The 17,989-nt window shown below is 53.4% G+C and carries 21 protein-coding genes and 3 tRNA genes; 18 read left to right on the top strand and 6 right to left on the bottom strand.

Translation table 11 applies throughout. The annotated features are described in order from the left end of the window. Positions 1–14 precede the first annotated feature (14 nt). Together rimI and AA74_RS0107345 are read right to left on the bottom strand one after the other, a co-directional pair. On the bottom strand, positions 15–458 hold the full coding sequence (rimI, locus tag AA74_RS0107350) for a ribosomal protein S18-alanine N-acetyltransferase (RefSeq protein ID WP_008502078.1): 444 nt from the start codon (positions 456–458) through the stop codon (positions 15–17). Next, positions 427–840: a DNA polymerase III subunit psi gene (locus AA74_RS0107345; RefSeq protein WP_021240586.1), complete on the bottom strand. Its 414-nt coding sequence runs from the start codon at positions 838–840 to the stop codon at positions 427–429. Before AA74_RS0107345 ends, rimI begins: the two co-directional genes overlap by 32 nt. Before the next feature lie 102 nt (positions 841–942). On the opposite strand from AA74_RS0107345, the gene rsmC reads away from it, so the two are divergent. The 4 genes from rsmC to AA74_RS0107325 all read left to right on the top strand — a co-directional run bounded on the left by rsmC (position 943) and on the right by AA74_RS0107325 (position 2,473). Then, on the top strand, positions 943–1,971 hold the full coding sequence (gene rsmC, locus AA74_RS0107340; protein ID WP_008502080.1) for a 16S rRNA (guanine(1207)-N(2))-methyltransferase RsmC: 1,029 nt from the start codon (positions 943–945) through the stop codon (positions 1,969–1,971). A gap of 172 nt (positions 1,972–2,143) precedes the next feature. Continuing rightward, positions 2,144–2,230, top strand: a tRNA-Leu gene (locus tag AA74_RS0107335). Between the two features lie 28 nt (positions 2,231–2,258). Next, positions 2,259–2,345, top strand: a tRNA-Leu gene (locus tag AA74_RS0107330). Positions 2,346–2,387: 42 nt separating this feature from the next. Further along, positions 2,388–2,473 (top strand) — tRNA-Leu (locus AA74_RS0107325). Between the two features lie 39 nt (positions 2,474–2,512). On the opposite strand, the gene AA74_RS0107320 is transcribed toward AA74_RS0107325, so the two are convergent. Continuing rightward, a complete protein-coding gene (locus AA74_RS0107320) occupies positions 2,513–2,743 on the bottom strand; it encodes a DUF1435 domain-containing protein (RefSeq protein ID WP_025912133.1) in 231 nt (76 codons plus the stop codon). Positions 2,744–2,998: 255 nt separating this feature from the next. Here AA74_RS0107320 and AA74_RS0107315 point away from each other — a divergent pair, with 255 nt between their 5' ends. Together AA74_RS0107315 and fhuF are read left to right on the top strand one after the other, a co-directional pair. Then, positions 2,999–4,063: a GGDEF domain-containing protein gene (locus AA74_RS0107315; RefSeq protein ID WP_023293335.1), complete on the top strand. Its 1,065-nt coding sequence runs from the start codon at positions 2,999–3,001 to the stop codon at positions 4,061–4,063. A gap of 95 nt (positions 4,064–4,158) precedes the next feature. After that, the gene (gene fhuF, locus AA74_RS0107310) at positions 4,159–4,947 is read left to right on the top strand and encodes a siderophore-iron reductase FhuF (protein WP_025912132.1); all 789 of its coding nucleotides are present in this window, start codon (positions 4,159–4,161) and stop codon (positions 4,945–4,947) included. Positions 4,948–5,030: 83 nt separating this feature from the next. On the opposite strand, the gene AA74_RS0107305 is transcribed toward fhuF, so the two are convergent. Then, a complete protein-coding gene (locus AA74_RS0107305) occupies positions 5,031–6,377 on the bottom strand; it encodes a PTS sugar transporter subunit IIC (RefSeq protein WP_025912131.1) in 1,347 nt (448 codons plus the stop codon). Positions 6,378–6,705: 328 nt separating this feature from the next. On the opposite strand from AA74_RS0107305, the gene AA74_RS0107300 reads away from it, so the two are divergent. After that, positions 6,706–7,164 (top strand): YbaK/EbsC family protein, encoded by a 459-nt coding sequence (locus AA74_RS0107300; protein ID WP_025912130.1) that lies wholly within the window; start codon positions 6,706–6,708, stop codon positions 7,162–7,164. Between the two features lie 38 nt (positions 7,165–7,202). On the opposite strand, the gene bglJ is transcribed toward AA74_RS0107300, so the two are convergent. Together bglJ and AA74_RS0107290 are read right to left on the bottom strand one after the other, a co-directional pair. After that, complete coding sequence (bglJ, locus tag AA74_RS0107295; RefSeq protein WP_025912129.1) at positions 7,203–7,838, bottom strand: DNA-binding transcriptional activator BglJ; 636 nt, start codon at positions 7,836–7,838, stop codon at positions 7,203–7,205. Continuing rightward, positions 7,835–8,572, bottom strand: coding sequence for a LuxR C-terminal-related transcriptional regulator (locus AA74_RS0107290; protein WP_008502087.1), 738 nt, complete (start codon positions 8,570–8,572; stop codon positions 7,835–7,837). The genes bglJ and AA74_RS0107290 overlap by 4 nt, the downstream gene beginning before the upstream one ends. A 410-nt stretch (positions 8,573–8,982) precedes the next feature. Between AA74_RS0107290 and AA74_RS0107285 the strand changes: the two genes are divergently transcribed. The 11 genes from AA74_RS0107285 (at position 8,983) to AA74_RS0107235 (ending at position 17,987) form a co-directional block, all read left to right on the top strand. After that, positions 8,983–9,759 carry a threonine/serine exporter ThrE family protein gene (locus tag AA74_RS0107285; protein ID WP_021240591.1) on the top strand — a complete coding sequence of 259 codons (777 nt, stop codon included), beginning with the start codon at positions 8,983–8,985 and terminating at the stop codon, positions 9,757–9,759. Beyond that, positions 9,750–10,223, top strand: coding sequence for a threonine/serine exporter (locus AA74_RS0107280; RefSeq protein ID WP_008502089.1), 474 nt, complete (start codon positions 9,750–9,752; stop codon positions 10,221–10,223). Before AA74_RS0107285 ends, AA74_RS0107280 begins: the two co-directional genes overlap by 10 nt. A 67-nt stretch (positions 10,224–10,290) precedes the next feature. Further along, complete coding sequence (locus AA74_RS0107275; protein WP_025912128.1) at positions 10,291–10,932, top strand: TetR family transcriptional regulator; 642 nt, start codon at positions 10,291–10,293, stop codon at positions 10,930–10,932. A 41-nt stretch (positions 10,933–10,973) separates the two neighbouring features. After that, positions 10,974–11,426, top strand: coding sequence for a MarR family winged helix-turn-helix transcriptional regulator (locus AA74_RS0107270; protein WP_025912127.1), 453 nt, complete (start codon positions 10,974–10,976; stop codon positions 11,424–11,426). A gap of 84 nt (positions 11,427–11,510) precedes the next feature. Beyond that, positions 11,511–11,939 carry an organic hydroperoxide resistance protein gene (locus AA74_RS0107265; protein WP_025912126.1) on the top strand — a complete coding sequence of 143 codons (429 nt, stop codon included), beginning with the start codon at positions 11,511–11,513 and terminating at the stop codon, positions 11,937–11,939. Between the two features lie 148 nt (positions 11,940–12,087). Then, the gene (dnaT, locus tag AA74_RS0107260) at positions 12,088–12,633 is read left to right on the top strand and encodes a primosomal protein DnaT (protein ID WP_025912125.1); all 546 of its coding nucleotides are present in this window, start codon (positions 12,088–12,090) and stop codon (positions 12,631–12,633) included. Then, positions 12,630–13,367, top strand: a complete 738-nt coding sequence (gene dnaC / locus AA74_RS0107255; RefSeq protein WP_008502094.1) for a DNA replication protein DnaC — start codon at positions 12,630–12,632, stop codon at positions 13,365–13,367. The genes dnaT and dnaC overlap by 4 nt, the downstream gene beginning before the upstream one ends. A gap of 83 nt (positions 13,368–13,450) precedes the next feature. Further along, on the top strand, positions 13,451–13,933 hold the full coding sequence (locus AA74_RS0107250) for a DUF2501 domain-containing protein (protein ID WP_021240596.1): 483 nt from the start codon (positions 13,451–13,453) through the stop codon (positions 13,931–13,933). Between the two features lie 270 nt (positions 13,934–14,203). After that, on the top strand, positions 14,204–16,495 hold the full coding sequence (opgB, locus tag AA74_RS0107245; protein ID WP_023326656.1) for a phosphatidylglycerol--membrane-oligosaccharide glycerophosphotransferase: 2,292 nt from the start codon (positions 14,204–14,206) through the stop codon (positions 16,493–16,495). A 180-nt stretch (positions 16,496–16,675) separates the two neighbouring features. Then, positions 16,676–17,314, top strand: a complete 639-nt coding sequence (locus AA74_RS0107240; protein WP_021240598.1) for an EAL domain-containing protein — start codon at positions 16,676–16,678, stop codon at positions 17,312–17,314. Between the two features lie 178 nt (positions 17,315–17,492). Next, the gene (locus AA74_RS0107235; protein ID WP_023293340.1) at positions 17,493–17,987 is read left to right on the top strand and encodes a spore coat protein U domain-containing protein; all 495 of its coding nucleotides are present in this window, start codon (positions 17,493–17,495) and stop codon (positions 17,985–17,987) included. Positions 17,988–17,989: the final 2 nt, after the last annotated feature.

Genomic DNA, 17,989 nt, shown 5'->3' with positions numbered 1-17,989 from the left:
AACCTTATTTTTTATTATCCAATCGGCAGAGCCATTATGATGGCGTCTTCACGTCCCTCTGCGGTGGGGTAGTAGTTACGGCGGATTGTCGCCTCGTTAAAGCCTAAGCTTTCATAGAGCGCGATGGCGGCGACATTCGACGCGCGCACCTCCAGCCACAGGGTGAAAACGTCACGGGTTTCGAGCTCACGGATGAGGTGCTCAAGCAGTTCTCTTCCAAGCCCGCGGCGCTGAAACGCGGGATCAACCGCGATATTAAACAGCGTCGCTTCATCAAGAACAACCTGCGTGATCGCGAAAGCGGCCATGGTGCCGTCAACGTCCAGGCGGTAGTTCAGATACCGTTCGCCCTGATTGCTGGCGAAGGTTTTTTCGCTCCACGGAAACGCGTGGGCGCGTGTTTCAATCGCGAACGCGGTGGACAGGTCAGGCGTCGTGAGGGAAGAAATCGTGTTCATATTCGCAGATTTGTTGCCATAGCGCGCTGCGCGCTTTTGGGTTGGCTTTCAGTTCGTCCAGCGCTGGCGTGCAGATCTGGCTCCCCTGAAGAGAGATCTCATTTGCCTCTCCGATACGCCAGCTGTTACAGCGGCTATCAGGAGGCAGCATCGCGACACGCTCTGGCGTCAGCGGTAAAACCTGGTCGGCCGTCAGCTTCAGGCTGCGAAGAACATCACCGATCAGGGGGTCATTCAGGGCAGGCAGTTCTTCCGCCACCATCACCAGGCGAACGTGCGCCGGGATGGAGATAGCGATTTCGCCCTGCAACGCCGTCGGGCGACGCAAAGCCCACTGGGTAATGCCCAGCTGCTGCAACTGCCAGTCTCGTCGGGATGTCATAGGGAAAACTCCTGTCTCTCAGGCGCGCAAATATAGCAAATGTGTCGAAAGTGCGCCATCTACCTACTATAATCCCCGCCTGAGTTTATTGAGGAACAATTCATGTCTGCATTTACCCCGGCAAGTGAAGTCTTGCTGCGTCACAGTGATGATTTCGAAGAAAGCCGTATTCTGTTTGCCGGAGATATGCAGGATGACCTGCCCGCGCGTTTCGACTGTGCTGAAAGCCGTGCCCACACCCAATACTACCACCACTGGCAGGTGCTGAGCCGCCAGATGGGCGAGCGCGCGCGCTTTAGCCTGGTGGCAGAGCAGAGCGATATCGCCGACTGCGATACGCTGATCTACTACTGGCCGAAGAATAAACCGGAAGCCCAGTTCCAGCTGATGAACCTGCTCTCCCTGCTGCCGGTCGGCTGCGATATTTTCGTGGTCGGTGAAAACCGCAGCGGCGTGCGTAGCGCGGAACAGCTGCTGGAAGGCTACGCGCCGCTGAATAAAGTCGACAGCGCTCGCCGCTGTGGTCTGTACCATGGCCGTCTGGAAAAACAGACAACGTTTGATGCGCAGGCATACTGGGACGAGTACCAGCTTGACGGCCTGACCATCAAAACCCTGCCGGGCGTGTTCAGCCGCGATGCGCTGGATACGGGCAGCAAGCTGCTGCTTTCCACCCTGACGCCGCACACCAAAGGCAAAGTGCTGGACGTAGGCTGCGGCGCGGGCGTGCTCTCTACCGTGCTCGCCAGCCATTCGCCAAAAGTGCGCTTAACCCTGTGTGACGTGAGCGCCCCGGCGGTTGAAGCCAGCCGCGCAACGCTTGCCGCAAACGGCATTGAAGGCGAAGTCATTGCCAGCAACGTCTTCTCCGACATCACCGGTCGCTTCGACATGATCATCTCTAACCCGCCGTTCCACGACGGTATGGAGACCAGCCTGGAAGCGGCACAAGCGCTGATCCGTGGCGCAGTTCGTCACCTCAACAGCGGCGGTGAGCTGCGTATCGTCGCGAACGCCTTCCTGGCGTACCCGAAAGTGCTGGATGAAACTTTTGGCTTCCACGAAGTTATCGCCCAGACCGGCCGCTTTAAGGTCTACCGCACCGTGATGACGCGTCAGGCCAAAAAGTAATCGCCTCCCTTGTAGGCCGGATAAGCGAAAGCGCCATCCGGCTATACACGGCGCGTCCATCGGCCATTTTTGCATCAATCAAGGCATCACGCGCACTTTTCTGTTGACGTAAAGCTGAAAACATCTAGAATGCGCCTCCGTGGTTACGATACTTTTACAGTATCGATGGTATGCGAAGGTGGCGGAATTGGTAGACGCGCTAGCTTCAGGTGTTAGTGTCCTTACGGATGTGGGGGTTCGAGTCCCCCCCCTCGCACCATAAATCACGATGATATTGCTCGCACTGGGCGAAGGTGGCGGAATTGGTAGACGCGCTAGCTTCAGGTGTTAGTGTCCTTACGGATGTGGGGGTTCGAGTCCCCCCCCTCGCACCAACGAGGCGATATCAACATAGCAATAAAGAGTAAGATGACTGTGCGAAGGTGGCGGAATTGGTAGACGCGCTAGCTTCAGGTGTTAGTGTCCTTAGGATGTGGGGGTTCGAGTCCCCCCCCTCGCACCAATTATCTTACAACCCCTCTGAATTTCTTCTTTTTCCCTGTTATTTCAAACTCATCAGTATCACCAGAATTCCACTGACCAGCGCGACACAGGATGGCAGTAAAACAAAGTGACGTAGTTGCTTATGCCAGATCATGCCTGACGTGGCTAACAGTCCTGACGCGATGATGACTTTCCAGGTATCGAGAGAGAGATCGGCAAACGTCAAACCGCCAAGAATGGCTCCCGGTAGCAGTACCCCCCAACCACTGCCCAGCGCTCTGTTCAACATGCTTTTTCCCTCTCTCAACGATAATGATAACCAATATCATATAACAAAAATTATCATTTGCCAGCTGAATGAATCAAAATCCATCGACCTTTACCTTTCCCGTAATGACAGGAATTGTCTAAGGTGATAAATTGCGCACCTGTTAACAACGTCTAAAGATTTTCTGATAATTACTCTTTGAGTTTTTTGCATATTTTATTGCGAAATAACACCTATTTATCTGTTTTAATTAAATTTTAATAAAAACACGCGACTATGACATCACAATCCTGGCGGTCTTTGGTTCACAGAAAATATCAATTATCGTTACGTTTATTTTTATTTCTGAACGCAACCTCGGCAGTGTTCTCGGTAACAAATCCGCTCAATTCTGTACGCCTGTTTTCTGCCCCTCTGATTGCTATTTTCGCCATCAGTACTGGCCTGTTCGTCTGGCACTGGAGAAAGCGCGCGCGGAAGATAAATATTCCTGTCGTTTCAGCGATCTTCGGTATTTTATGGGCCTGGCAAATTGTCTCCAAATTCGCCTTAATTACTCAGGACCATGCGACGTATTTGCTAATTGCTCTTTTAACGGTACTTTTTATCGGCACGCTGGCGTTCGCCAGTAATATCAAAGCGTTTACGCTGCATTCATTGCCCACCTTTATTGTCTGCCTGTGGTTAAGCGATCACGATATATGGCTGCGAATGACCTATTCTTTCGCACTTCCTGTGGTGGCAATTGCTATTCATAACATTTTGCAAAGACGCAACGACCGTTTCGCTCAGGAGTTGCTCTCTCGCCTTCTGGAAGAACGAGAAACCCTTACCGACCTCAGCATGATGGACCCGCTTACCGGGCTCTATAATCGTCGCGGTCTGCAAAGCCGTCTGGAGAATCTGCCCACGGTAGAAAATGGCGAACACTTTGTCCTGCTGATGGATATCGACCACTTCAAAGCCTATAACGACCATTACGGCCATATGATGGGCGACCAGGCGCTGAAGCGCGTCTCTGCGGCAATCCGCGACGCCGTGCGTTCTCGCGATATTGTGGCGCGTTTTGGTGGGGAAGAGTTTATGGTGCTGCTGACCAACATTTCACTCGAACACGCTCGCCAGACGGCCGAGCGGATCCGTCAGAAAGTGTATGATTTGAAAATCCCGCATCTGTTTAACGAAAGCGTCGCGACAAACGTCACTATCAGCATTGGCATCGCCATTTTCGAGGATGAAGACGTGGAAGGCGCGCTGGAAAAAGCGGACAAAGCCCTCTATGAAGCAAAGCATATGGGACGCAATAACATTCTTTTAAGCGAAGAGATTCAGACGGCATAAACCTACCGACGAGGTCACCAGGACAAAAGTCTTGCCATTGGTATGAGCAATAGTTAGGATTGGCAATCATTATCATTTAGATTTCTATCTATACTATGGCCACGCATACCGCACACATCGTCGAACCTCTCCTCTGGCGAGCGCCGCTCACCAGCGGGAATGCTTCGCTTGCAGATGCGATACGGGAAAAGATTGCGGAAACGCGTGCCCACCTGCTGGACTTTATCCGGCTTGATGAAGCGCCCCCGTCCCACGCGATGACGCTCTCAGAGTGGCGCCAACCGTCTAAGCTGCAATCACTGCTGGCCACCTATTCCGACCATATTTATCGCAATCAGCCTACCCTTACGCGGGAAAATAAACCCCTGCTCTCCCTCTGGGCGCAGTGGTATATCGGGCTGATGGTGCCTCCGCTCATGCTGGCGCTGTTAACACAGAAGAGCATGCTTGAACTCTCGCCGGATAATTTCCACGTCGAGTTTCACGAAACCGGACGTGCAGCCTGTTTCTGGATTGATCTCCACGAAGACCACAGCGCTGAACGCCTCACTGCTCAGGAACGTATGGGGCGGCTCATCACGCAGGCCCTGATCCCGGTGGTGGAAGCGCTGGAAGCGACGGGAGAGATTAACGGGAAGCTTATCTGGAGCAATACGGGCTATTTAATCCACTGGTATTTAACGGAAATGAAGCCGCTTCTCGGTGATGAGAACGTTGAGGCCCTGCGTCAGTCCTGTTTCTTTGCCAGGCAGCTTTCCGATGGCCGTGACAACCCGCTATTCCGTACCGTCGTGCTCCGTGATGGGCTTCTGGTTCGCCGCACCTGCTGCCAGCGCTATCGCCTGCCGGACGTTAAGCAGTGTGGGGATTGCACGCTGAAGTAGAGCAGTGATTTGCCCGGTGGCGCTTCGCTTACCGGGCCTACAACAACAAAAAACGGCAACCTGAGTTGCCGTTTTGCTTTTACCTAGGCCACCTGCTGATTGTCCTCTTCCGCGATACGCTGCGCTTCTTCCGCTTCCTGCTCCAGCAGCTGCTTCTCATACACTTTGAAGAACGGGAAGTAGATGATCGCCGATACGCAGGCCAAAACCACAACCAGAATCGCCGCGCGGAAATCCCAGCCCAGGGCCCACGCTGCGCCTATCGGCGCCGGTGCCGTCCAGGGAACCACGGAGATGACGCGGCCGATCAAATCAAAGGTCATCGCCGCCCACGCCAGCACGGCGTTAACCATCGGTGCCAGCAGGAACGGGATAAAGAACACCGGGTTCATCACGATTGGCGTACCGAAAATGACCGGCTCGTTGATGTTAAAGAAGCTGGGTACTACGCTCAAACGCCCGATAGAGCGTAAATGCGCTGAACGGCTACGCAGATAGCAAATCACCAATCCCATCGTGGCGCCCGACCCGCCAATCACGATAAAGAACGTCCAGAACGCCTCCATGAAGATATGCGGCAGAGGCTGACCGGCGGCCAGCGCGGTCTGGTTAGCGCCCAGGTTCGTCAGCCAGAACATCTGCAGCATCCCGGAGACGATGGCGGCGCCGTGGATCCCGGCGAACCAGAGCAGATGACCAATCAACACGGCCAGCAGGATCGCAGGCAGAGAATCTGCCGCGGAAACCAGAGGTTTAAAGACCGACATAATGGCCTGCGGGATCAGCATGCCAAACTGAGACTGAATCACCAGGCTCAGAGGATAAAGGGTCACCACCACCACCAGCACCGGGATCAGCAGATCAAAAGAGTTTTTGATCATCGGCGGGACCTGGTCCGGCAGACGAATGCCGATGTTATGCGCTTTGAGGAAACGCATCATCTCAACGCAATAAATCGCTACCAGAATCGCGGTAAAAATGCCCGTTCCCCCCAGGCTGTCGACAGGGAGCGTGCCTTTGGTTTTCGGTGCCGCGACCAGCAGAAACGCCATCAGCGACAGCATGGCGCACATAAAGGGGTCCAGTTGGTGAGATTTGACGTAGTGTTTGCCAAGGTTATAGGCAATGGCGGCACAGATATAAATGGACATGATGCCCATCGTCATATCAAACGGCGTCAGGATTTGGCCTTCAAACTGCTTCGCCATTTCCAGCCAGGCGCGGGCGAAACCCCAGGTGGTATCAGGCGAAAAAGGTGGGTAAGCAAAGACTAACAAAAACGAACCCACAATCATAAACGGCATCGCGGAGATGAACCCGTCACGAATCGCCATAACGTGACGCTGGGAAGAGATCCGCCCGGCTATCGGGCTGACGTAATTTTCGACGAAACGGAATATCAGATTAAACGCAGCATGGTTGGCAGACATGGCAGATCTCCTGTCAGACGTTTGTTACGGGCACATACGCGCCGCACGTTGTTCCATACATCAGCTTCACAACCTTGCTGGCTTGCCAACCAGCGGTACTGCTCAGACGAAATGGTTTCATATTTGGCTCTTATTATTGGATACAGGGGACGTTACGTACTCAGTATTAATCTACGCTCCGCGCTCTGCAACCGGTTACTGTAACCGGTTTCTGTGATTGTGAAGAGGATCCAGAAATCAGCCGTTTGGGGTATTTGTTACTTAAGAGATATTTACAGAGCATAAATTCTTATGACAGATTACGCAGGATATTTGTCAGGAGGAAACAATGAGTTTGCAGTCTGTACAGCAGTTTTTTGCCGACAACGCGCCGGATATAGACGTTATTGAGCTTAGTCAAAGTACTGCTACCGTTGCGTTGGCTGCTGCCGCCCATCGTGTCGAGCCGGGACAAATCGCCAAGACCCTGTCACTCAAGGTTAAAAATGAGGTGATCCTGGTGGTGGCGAAAGGCGACGCGCGTCTGGATAACAAAAAGCTCAAAGACACGTTCGGTGCGAAAGCGCGCATGCTCAGCAGTGATGAAGTGGTGACCATTACCGGTCATCCCGTTGGCGGTGTATGCCCGTTCGGACTGGAAAACCCGCTCGCGGTATATTGCGATATCTCTTTGAAGCAGTACGACGAAGTGCTGCCCGCCGCAGGCGCAATTCACAGCGCTGTGCGCATTTCACCTGACAGAATGGCAGAACTGACTTCCGCAAAATGGGTGGATGTCTGTATCTGATTGACGCGCCAGAGTATATCTGGCGCGCAAAAGACGGGTTATAAAAATTTGGGCGTGAGGAGAGCCAAACATTGCGGCTCTCTTGCAGGAAGATGCGTAATAATATCCGCCGCATCGAGCAACCCTACGTCTGAATTCACACCCAGTTTCACCATCGCATTAAACTTATGTGCCCGAATGGTCTTAATATTCCGTTCAAGCTGTGCCGCGATTTCAGGGATGGAATACCCGCAGGACATATAACGCAATATTGCCCGTTCTGTGGGGCTTAGCATCCTGTTCTGACTCCGGTACCAGTGATTCAGCATATTGTCATTGATGCGCAGCGTTTCGCTCAGCAACTCCACGAGTTCCTTCTGCAGATGCTCAAGCGTCACCGATTTACTGACTACTCCGTGCAGGCGCGATGGCGAAAGATGGCTAATTAGCCGTGCTTCCATCTCGTCAGAAACCAAAATGATGCGCTGGATATGACCGTGCGTAAACGCCAGATCCCGCAGGTGCGCCAGACAGTTACGGCGCTCCTCTCGCGCATCGGAAAGGGAGTAGATTAGTGAGAAAAAATTAACGTGATGAAGTGCATTCTTAAAACTGTCAAATTCACTAAACAGGTGAAGCTGATAATGGCTCAGGCCGGGCATCGCAAAAAGATGCTGTAGCCCGACGGCACTCATCGCGCAATTTTCGATGATGGCGATATGTCTTGTTGAATCGGTTTTTTCCATTCCTCGAACTCTCCATAGGCTGATAGCAAACTCAGCTCTCTCATTCCCTGTGTACTGTTGATCCAGGCATACATATCCGCATTACTTCGTAATGACAGCCGTCGCATCGCACTGTTTTTCTGCGCACTGATGGTTTTATTGCTCTTCTTGAGCAATGTGGCGATTTGGTTAATCCCCCATCCTTTCCCTAACAGACGCAGAACCTTACGTTCGGAGTGCGTGAGCGCGATAACGTGTTCATTTTCATTCTCCGTACTCTGTGGTTCCGGAGTTAATAACGTCTGGCTAATCCGCTCTGCCCGCTCGCTACCGGCCCGAATAGCGTTAACCACGCCTTCAATAGGCTCCATGTCAGAAAGCAACGTGCTTTCCGGGCGCATAAGTAACTCAACCGCAATAGGGTAAAGCGGCCGCGAGACTAAAAAGATCCAGTGAATATCCCGGTATTGATTCAATAAACCGTAATACTCTTCAAGCGCACCCCGAGGGTTCCTGTATTCGCCTGAAATATCGGCAATAATGACGTCCGCGCGACGCAACTGGAGCAGCGTTAATTCCTGCAATGAGCGGCAATAGCTCAATTCAAATTCGGGGAAATGTCGTGCCATCAGGCCCCCTAACCCGTTTTGCATCACGGGCATCCGGCTAATGACAACGCCATGCTTACCATGCAATGACAACATAGACCCTCCGTGTCCATTTTTCATTTGATGAGTAACGTTAAAACGCATCAACGTATGAGTATTTTCGTCCCTGAGTGTAAGACTGGTTAATACAAGCAGAAGATGAGATGTATGCTTAGTTTAAGAAATGCCTAAACAGCAGTAATATCTCACAAAGCGAAACAAAAATTAATTGTGGAGACATTAAAATAACGACAATATAAAATTAGAATAACTAAATATAAATATTTTATATTTTGGTATTTATAATTCATGGTATTGATAAATTAATCCCTTCCCCCTTCCACGACACGGACTGCAACTGTTTGCACAAACCTTGATCTGGCCCACAGCAAGAGGGACTGCACTCTGTGCTAAAAGTACCCACTATGGGTTAACAGATAGCTATCCATCTTTTTTCAGGACAATACATGCAGGCAGAGCGGTCAACGCAGCGTGCTATCACGCGGCTATGTATTCAGTGCGGTCTTTTTCTGCTCCAGCACGGCGCGGAAAGCGCGCTGGTTGAGGAGCTTTCCACCCGGCTGGGGCTGGCGCTAGGGATGGACAGCGTCGAAAGCGCAATCTCATCCAACGCCATTGTGCTGACCACAATCAAGGACGGTCAGTGCCTGACCTCCACGCGCAAAAACCATGACCGCGGCATCAACATGCACGTCGTGACCGAAGTGCAGCACATTGTCATCCTTGCAGAACATAAGCTTCTCGATCTCAGTGACATTGAAAAACGGTTCAACCAGATCAAGCCATTACGTTATCCGCGCTGGCTCGTCGTGGTGATGGTAGGGCTCTCGTGCGCCTGCTTTTGTAAGCTCAACAAAGGCGGCTGGGACGGTGCAATCATCACCTTTTTCGCCAGCAGTATCGCCATGTATGTTCGCCAGCTGCTGACGCATCGGCAGCTGCATCCGCAAATTAACTTCTGCATTACCGCGTTTGTCGCCACTACGGTTTCCGGTCTGCTGCTGCGCCTGCCGCAGTTTGCCAACACGCCGACCGTTGCCATGGCCGCCAGCGTGCTTCTGCTGGTCCCGGGCTTTCCGTTGATCAACGCTGTCGCCGACATGTTTAAAGGGCACATCAATACCGGCCTGGCTCGCTGGGCTATCGCCAGCCTGCTGACGCTGGCGACCTGCATCGGCGTGGTCATGGCCATGACACTTTGGGGGTTACGCGGATGGGCGTGATCGATTTTCTGCTGGCGCTGGCGCAGGACATGCTTCTGGCCGCCATTCCTGCCGTCGGCTTCGCGATGGTATTTAACGTACCGCAACGCGCGCTGCCGTGGTGTGCGCTGCTGGGCGCGATTGGCCATGGCTCGCGAATGGTGATGATGACGACGGGTTTTAACATCGAATGGTCAACATTTATGGCATCCATGCTGGTCGGCAGTATCGGCATCCAGTGGTCGCGCTGGTATCTGGCGCATCCCAAAGTATTCACCGTTGCGGCCGTGATCCCCATGTTTCCGGGGATATCGGCCTATACCGCGATGATTTCCGCGGTGAAAATCAGCCATTTCGGCTATACCGAGCCTCAGATGATCCTTCTTCTCAGCAACTTTCTTAAGGCGTCATCCATCGTCGGCGCGCTCTCCATCGGGCTGTCGATCCCCGGCCTGTGGCTGTACCGTAAACGCCCACGCGTTTGATATTTGTGTTATTTCGCTGCCGTGGAGATAATCCGTCTGGTCCGTTTGGTGAAAATAAGGAAAGGATGTGGCTAACCCTGGCAGCGAACACCCCGAGAACAGTGAAGAATCCAGCCTGAAAGAGAAAATCTTTCAGAGCGCCATCGCGCTTTTTGCCGAGTATGGATTGAACGGTGCACGGATGGAGCAGATCGCAGAGAAAGCGGGCACCACCAAACGCATGGTGGTTTACCATTTCAAGAATAAAGAGAACCTCTATCTCCTCGTACTTGAACATGTTTACACCCAGATTCGCGCCAGCGAAAAAGCGCTAAGCCTGACGGGAATGCCCCCGGTCGAAGCGCTGGTCAATCTGGTTGAAGCCACCTTTGACTATCATGCCGACCACCCTGACTACATCCGGATTATCTGCATGGAAAACATGCAGCGCGGCCGCTTTATGCAGCAGTCGAGCTATCTCCGCCAGGTCAACCGCAGCGCGCTCGACCTGCTGGAGGAGATCCTGCGCCGGGGGAAAGAAAAACAGCTCTTCAGTGAGACGGTTGACGCCCGCGATCTTCATCGTCTGATAAGCAGCTTCAGCTTTCACTACGTTGCCAACAGCTACACCTTTACGCTGCTGTTTGAAGAAGGCGCAGACGAGCAGGCGCAGCGCCAGCACTACCGTAAAATGGCCGTTCGGGTGGCGCTCCGTTACACCTGCCCATAAAATTGCTTGCAATTAAATCGTACACTATCTATATTCATATCATGAACGCGAAAACGAACGATGCAACCGCTGCGCTCAAGCTGGATAACCAGCTCTGCTTTGCCCTCTATTCGGCAAACCTGGCGCTTAACAAGCTGTACCGGCAGCTGCTGGCACCGCTGAACCTGACCTATCCACAATATCTGGTGATGCTGGTGCTGTGGGAGCAGGATGATATGACGGTGTCGGACATCGGTGAACGGCTGTTCCTTGACTCTGCGACCCTGACGCCGCTGTTGAAACGTCTGGAAAGCGCCGGGCTCATCAACCGCCACCGTTCGCGCAAAGACGAGCGTCAGGTCGCCGTCACCCTGAGTGAAGCGGGACATGAACTCCAGCAGCAGGCATTGGGTATCCCCCATGCGGTGGGTTGCGCAGCGCAGTGTGATACAGACACCTTGCTGGCACTCAAACAGCAGCTCGAACTTTTGCGACAACAGCTACACCGCGCGTAACGCTATACTTTACGCGTCATTATTTACCTATATATATCGCACGCTATTTAATAGCACGCATTAAAACAAAATGAGGAACCTGCCATGTCTTTAGAAAAAGTTGTTTATACCGCCAAAGCAAAAGCCACCGGTGGCCGTGACGGTCGTGCCACCTCCTCCGATGGCGTACTGGACGTCAAACTGGGTGTGCCAAAAGAGATGGGCGGCATGGGGGGATACGTGACCAACCCTGAGCAGCTGTTTGCCGCGGGCTACTCTGCCTGCTTCCTGGGCGCGATGAAATTCGTGGCGGCACGCGACAAATTTACCCTGCCAAAAGATGCCTTTATTGAAGGCGAAGTGGGTATTGGCCCGCTGCCTACCGGTTTTGGTATCGAAGCAAAACTGAACATCCACGTTGAAGGTATGGATCCTGCGGAAGCTAAAAAGCTGGTCGATGCGGCACACATTGTTTGCCCGTACTCTAACGCGACCCGCGGCAACATCGACGTCACGCTGAACATCATTGCGTGATAACTGCCTGATGGCGTTGCGCTTATTCGGCCTACGACTGTAGCCCCGGTAAGCGCAGCGCCACCGGGGAAATCCCCTCCTTTCCTTCCCCCTCTCTGTGCTACCATAAGCCCCTATCACGCCCGTAGTAATCAGTAGAGTAAGCGTTATGTCCTCCAGAATTCTGACCACCAGCATTGCTGGTATTGATGCCTTTATGCGCGACCCACGCGGTGTGTTGACCCACGCCGAAGGCGGCACGGTTGCGGTTTTTGCCGACAACGCGCCAGCGTTTTACGCAATCACACCGGAACGTCTGGCACAGCTTCTGGAGATCGAAGCGCAATTGGCACGCCCGGCAAGCGATGTCACGCTGGATACCCAGTTCTTTGATGAACCGGTTAACGTTCCCGTGACCGTTCCGATGGGTAAATTTGCCCTCTATGCGGGCTGGCAGCCGGATACAGATTTTCAGCGGCAGGCCGCGCTGTGGGGCATTGCGTTAACCCAACCCGCCACAGCGGAAGAGCTTGCCGCGTTTACCGCCTGGTGGCAGGCGGAGGGTAAAGTGTTCACCCATATTCAGTGGCAGCAAAAGCTCGCGCGTCATCTTCAGATTACCCGCGCCGGCAACAACGGCCAGCCAAAACGTGATATCAATGCCTTTTCAGAACCGGATAAACAGATCCCCAGCGGATTCCGAGGTGCGAAATGAAGAACGTCGGCGACCTGATGAAACGTCTGCAAAAAATGATGCCTGCCAACGTGAAGCCTGCATTCACCACTGGTGAAGAGCTGCTGGCGTGGCAAAAAGAGCAAGGCAAGATCCGCGCCGCCGCGCTCGCCCGCGAAAATCGGGCGATGAAAATGCAGCGCACCTTTAACCGTTCCGGTATTCGTCCCCTGCACCAGAACTGCTCGTTCGATAACTATAAAATTGAGACCACCGGGCAGATGAACGCGCTCGCTGCCGCGCGTCAGTACGTGGATGAATTCGACGGCAATATCGCCAGCTTCATCTTTAGCGGCAAGCCGGGCACCGGCAAAAACCACCTTGCTGCCGCCATCTGCAACGAGCTGCTTCTGCGCGGTAAATCGGTCCTCATCATCACCGTGGCCGATATCATGTCCGCGATGAAAGACACCTTCAGCAACCGTGAAACCAGCGAAGAACAGCTGCTTAACGATCTGAGTAACGTCGACCTGCTGGTCATCGATGAGATTGGCGTTCAGACGGAATCCCGCTATGAAAAAGTGATCATCAACCAGATTGTCGATCGCCGCTCCTCGTCCAAACGCCCCACCGGCATGCTGACAAACCACAACATCGACGAGATGACCCGCCTGCTGGGGGAACGCGTCATGGACCGCATGAAGCTGGGTAACAGCCTGTATGTCATCTTCGACTGGGACAGTTACCGCAGCCGCGTTACCGGCAAAGAGTATTAAGACAGTTCCAGGAATCGCCGACAGGTCGCAGGTATATACTGGAACCCCTTCGGCCCAAAACGGACCTTTTTGAGAGAGCCATGATGAAAAAACAGATTCTAATCAGCACCTTTTTAGGCGCGCTGCTGGTAACCGGCGCAGCGCAGGCGGCGTCCTGGCAGGAGTCCCTGTCAAGCGCAGCAAATGAGCTGACCAAAGAGAGCAGCAGCACGCAGGGCGGACTCTCCGCCTCTTCCCTCACCAGCCTGCTGGGCAACAGTTCCCAGAGCCTGAGCGCGGGGACGATGAACAACGCGGCGGGGATTCTGGAATATTGCGCGAAGCAAAAGCTGGCCTCCGTGACCGACGCGCAAAATGTAAAAAACCAGGTGCTGGGTAAACTGGGTCTGGATACTCAGGAGCAAAAAGCGGACACCAACTACATGGACGGCATTCAGGGCCTGCTTAACGCGCAGAACGGTCAGCAGCTTAACCTGAGCACCCTCGGCAACTCTTCTCTGGCCAAACAGGTGAAAACCAAAGCCTGCGATCTGGTGCTGAAACAAGGCGTTAATTTCATCTCCTGATCCACCCCATTTTCTGCCACAACACGCCGCGTTTAGTGCGATAGTCTTGCAGCGCGGCGCTAAATGAGCGTTTTTCCTGCCTGCCACCGTCTCAGCGTCCGTTTGTCAGGATGTGCACATCTTCATAAAAACGATTTTCTAAACCAAATCCTAACAACAGCACACTTTCGTGACACTAAAATTGCAGCTTAACGACATCGCAATTACATTGTATCACCCAAAAAATAAACAGTTAGCCAGCGAAGCACCTGGCGTCATGAGGATATGCTGTTGTCAGAATTCTTGTCTCTTATCCTTTTTCTGGCTTCTGTCGGCGTTTACGCCTGGAAAGCCGGCCGTCACACCTGGTGGTTTATCGCCACGCTGGTGGTGCTCGGCATTTTTATTATTTTAAACATTACCTTATACGCCAGCGATTACTTTACCGGTGACGGTATTAACGATGCGGTGCTCTACACCCTGACGAACAGCCTGACGGGCGCAGGTGTGGGTAAGTACATACTTCCGGGGCTCGGCCTTATCGTCGCGCTGGTGATGATTTTTGGCGCGCTGGCCTGGGTGCTGCGTCGCCGTCGCCATCATCCACACCATCATGGCTACAGCCTGCTGGCGTTATTCCTGGCGCTGGCCTCCGTCGACGCCAGCCCGGCGTTCCATCAGATCACCGAGCTGGTGAAATCCCAGTCGCGCGATGGCGATCCGGATTTCGCGGCTTACTACAAAGAGCCGTCGAAAACGATCGCCAACCCGACGCTCAATCTGGTCTATATCTACGGTGAAAGCCTGGAGCGCACCTACTTTGATAACGATGCCTTCCCGGACCTGACGCCAGATTTGGGCGCGCTGAAAAATGAAGGTCTCGATTTCAGCCACACCATGCAGCTGCCCGGCACGGATTATACGATTGCCGGGATGGTTGCCTCCCAGTGTGGTATCCCGCTGTTCGCGCCTTTTGAAGGTAACGCCTCAGCCTCCATGTCGACCTTCTTCCCGCAGAATATTTGCCTCGGCGATATCCTGAAAAACTCCGGCTACGAAAACTATTTTATGCAGGGAGCAAACCTGCGTTTCGCCGGAAAAGATGTGTTCCTGAAATCCCACGGTTTTGACCACCTGTACGGCTCAGAAGAGTTAAAAACGACGGTTGCCGATCCGAGCTACCGCAATGACTGGGGCTTCTATGACGATACGGTACTCGACGAAACCTGGAAGAAATTCGAGGAGCTGTCCCGCGCGGGCAAGCGTTTCTCTCTCTTTGCGCTGACGGTGGACACTCACCATCCGGACGGGTTTGTCTCGCGCACCTGCAAGCGCAAAAGCTATGAGATTGATGGCAAAAACAACAAATCGTTCAGCGCCGTCACCTGCAGTCAGGAGCACATCGCCGCACTGGTCGAGAAAATCAAAGCCTCGCCCTGGTTTAAAAATACCGTCATCGTCGTCTCGTCTGACCATCTGGCGATGAAAAACAGCGCGTGGGATCAGCTCAACAAGCAGGATCGCAGCAACCTGTTCTTCGTCCTGCGCGGCGACCAGCCGCAGCAGGAGGAGATCGCCACCAAACGCAACTCCATGGATAACGGCGCCACCGTGCTGGACATTCTGGGCGGCGACAACTTTATTGGCCTGGGCCGCAGCACGCTGTCGGGGCAATCCCTGTCGGAAGTGTTCCTCAACATGAAGGAAAAAATTCTCGCCTGGAAGCCAGACATCATCCGCCTGTGGAACTTCCCGAAAGAGATGAAAGACTTCACCGTCGATCGGGATAAAAACACCATTGCCTTCTCGGGCAGCAACTTCCGTCTGCCGCTGCTGCTGCGCGTCTCGGAAGGACGCGTTGAGCCGTTGCCGGAAAGCGAGTATTCCGCGCCGCTGCGCTACCAGCTGGCCGATTTTGCGCCACGCGATAACTTCGTCTGGGTCGACCGGTGCTACAAAATGGGCCAGCTCTGGTCGCAGCCGCTGGCGCTCTCGACCGACTGGTGCGTCTCGCAGGGCCAGCTTGGCGGAGAACAAACCGTTCAGCACGTGGATAAGGCGCAGTGGAAGGGCAAAACCGCCTTTAAAGATACGGTGATAGATACCGCGCGCTATCAGCGTAACGTCGACATGCTGAAAATCGTCGACAACGATATTCGCTACAAAGCGGACAGCTTTATCTTTAACGTGGCCGGCGCGCCGGAGGAAGTGAAACAGTTTAGCGGCATCTCGCGGCCGGAGTCCTGGGGACGCTGGTCCAACGCGCAGCTGGGCAATGAGGTGAAAATTGAGTACACCCATCCCCTGCCGGAACAATTTGATCTGGTGATCACCGCCAGGGCCTATGGGCCTAATGCTAACAAGCCCGTACCCGTGCGCGTGGGCGATCGGGAGCAGACGTTAACGCTTGGAAACGACGTGAGCACACAAACGCTGCATTTTGAGAATCCTTCACGCAGCAATACCCTGGTGATTGTACCGCCGGACCCGCAGTCCACGAATGAGGGAAATATCCTTGGGCATTCGCCGCGCGAGATCGGAATTGGCATGGTCGAAATCAAAATCATCAGCAAAGCGGGTTAATGCGCGTCGCGCCCGGCGTTCTGCCGGGCGCTTATGAAAATAAATAATCCTTTATAAATCTTATAAAATAGATAAAAACACTTTATATAAGCCATTTTTATCTATAAATATCCTGCCAAAAACCAAATACATAAAATGTGCAGCTCCTGAAATCACCACGGAGCGTTACGCACTTTTATCATGCTAACCGGCTATAAGTTCGAATCCATCCGGGCACTGCGCAGTGAAAATGTGATTGCCTGGGAGGTATTGTCCACGGCAAAGCCCCACGTCAATCTTGAAGATTACTTTGGCTCGATGACCGCGACGCAGCGTAAAGCGCACTTCTTTGCGCAGCTTCGTCACGCCATGTTTTGCAAGGATGGCGACAAGTATTACCTCAATGCGACATCGGATTTACTGCTGGACACGGACTTCCTCGACAGGCTCAAAGAAGAAACCCCCTGCCCGGAGAGACTTGCTATCGAGGTCACCGATCTCCATTCGATGGTACAACTCGACGATACGCAAAGCCGGGCGCTGCGGAAATGCATCGCAACGCTCCATCAGTGGGGGATAGAAGTGTGGGCAGACGATGTTTGCGAAGACCTTCTTCCCGAACTTCTGACCAGCCAGATCCGCTTCTGCGGCATCAAAATTGACAAACATACCTTCTGGAACGGACGGACCGAGCAGGCGAAGTTTCTGCATCTCACCCGCCAGTGCAAGCGCGTCGCCAGCAAGGTGCTGATCGAAGGCATTGAAACCGCAGGTGATTTCGCACTGGCCCGCGCCAGCGCGGCCGATTACGGCCAGGGCTATCTGTGGGGCAGAAAATGACCCCTCTCATTCCGAATGCTGGCGATATGGTCATCGTTCTGCGCGGCAATGCCTGTTTATGGCCTTGCCCCACTTGTTGCTGCCACAACCTGGCGGCATTCCATCAAAAACGCTGCCTGCTGGACGCTCAGTCATTCGCTTTGTAATTGCACTGTTACTCACGTCAGGAAATAAGATCATGAAAATTATTCCCACCGTTGTATGTTGTTCCGTTCTCCTGCTTCCTGCTGCTGCGATTGCCGCAGACAGCACCGCAAGCGCGACGATGCACGTATCACTTGAGGTCGTGAAGTCGTGCACCCTCAAAGCCAACGACCTCAACTTCTCGCGTCACGGCTCCGATGAGTCGAGCGAAATCCAGGCCAAAACGCAGGTCGATATCGTCTGTACCAACGGCACGCCGTTCACTCTGACCGCCACCAGCAACGACGGCGAAAATGGAACCTTCTGGCTGAAGCCGGAAAACGGCGACACGGGCGCGCAGAAGATTGCGTGGAAGCTCTTTGCTGACGAAGGCAAACAGACGCAAATCACCGGCACGAATGGGCTGGACGATACCGGCAACGGTGCGGAACAGGAAGAAACGCTGTATGGCGTGATTGACGCCGGGGCGCTGACAACCGCCCAGGCAGGTACCTACAGCGACGATATCACGTTAAAACTGGAGTACTGATC

Origin of the sequence: Enterobacter sp. 5-4, from assembly GCF_000612205.1 — a bacterium.
GTDB lineage: Bacteria > Pseudomonadota > Gammaproteobacteria > Enterobacterales > Enterobacteriaceae > Enterobacter > Enterobacter roggenkampii.
The sequence above is the reverse complement of the archived record's forward strand: the minus strand, read 5'-3'. Positions and strand labels throughout refer to the sequence as shown.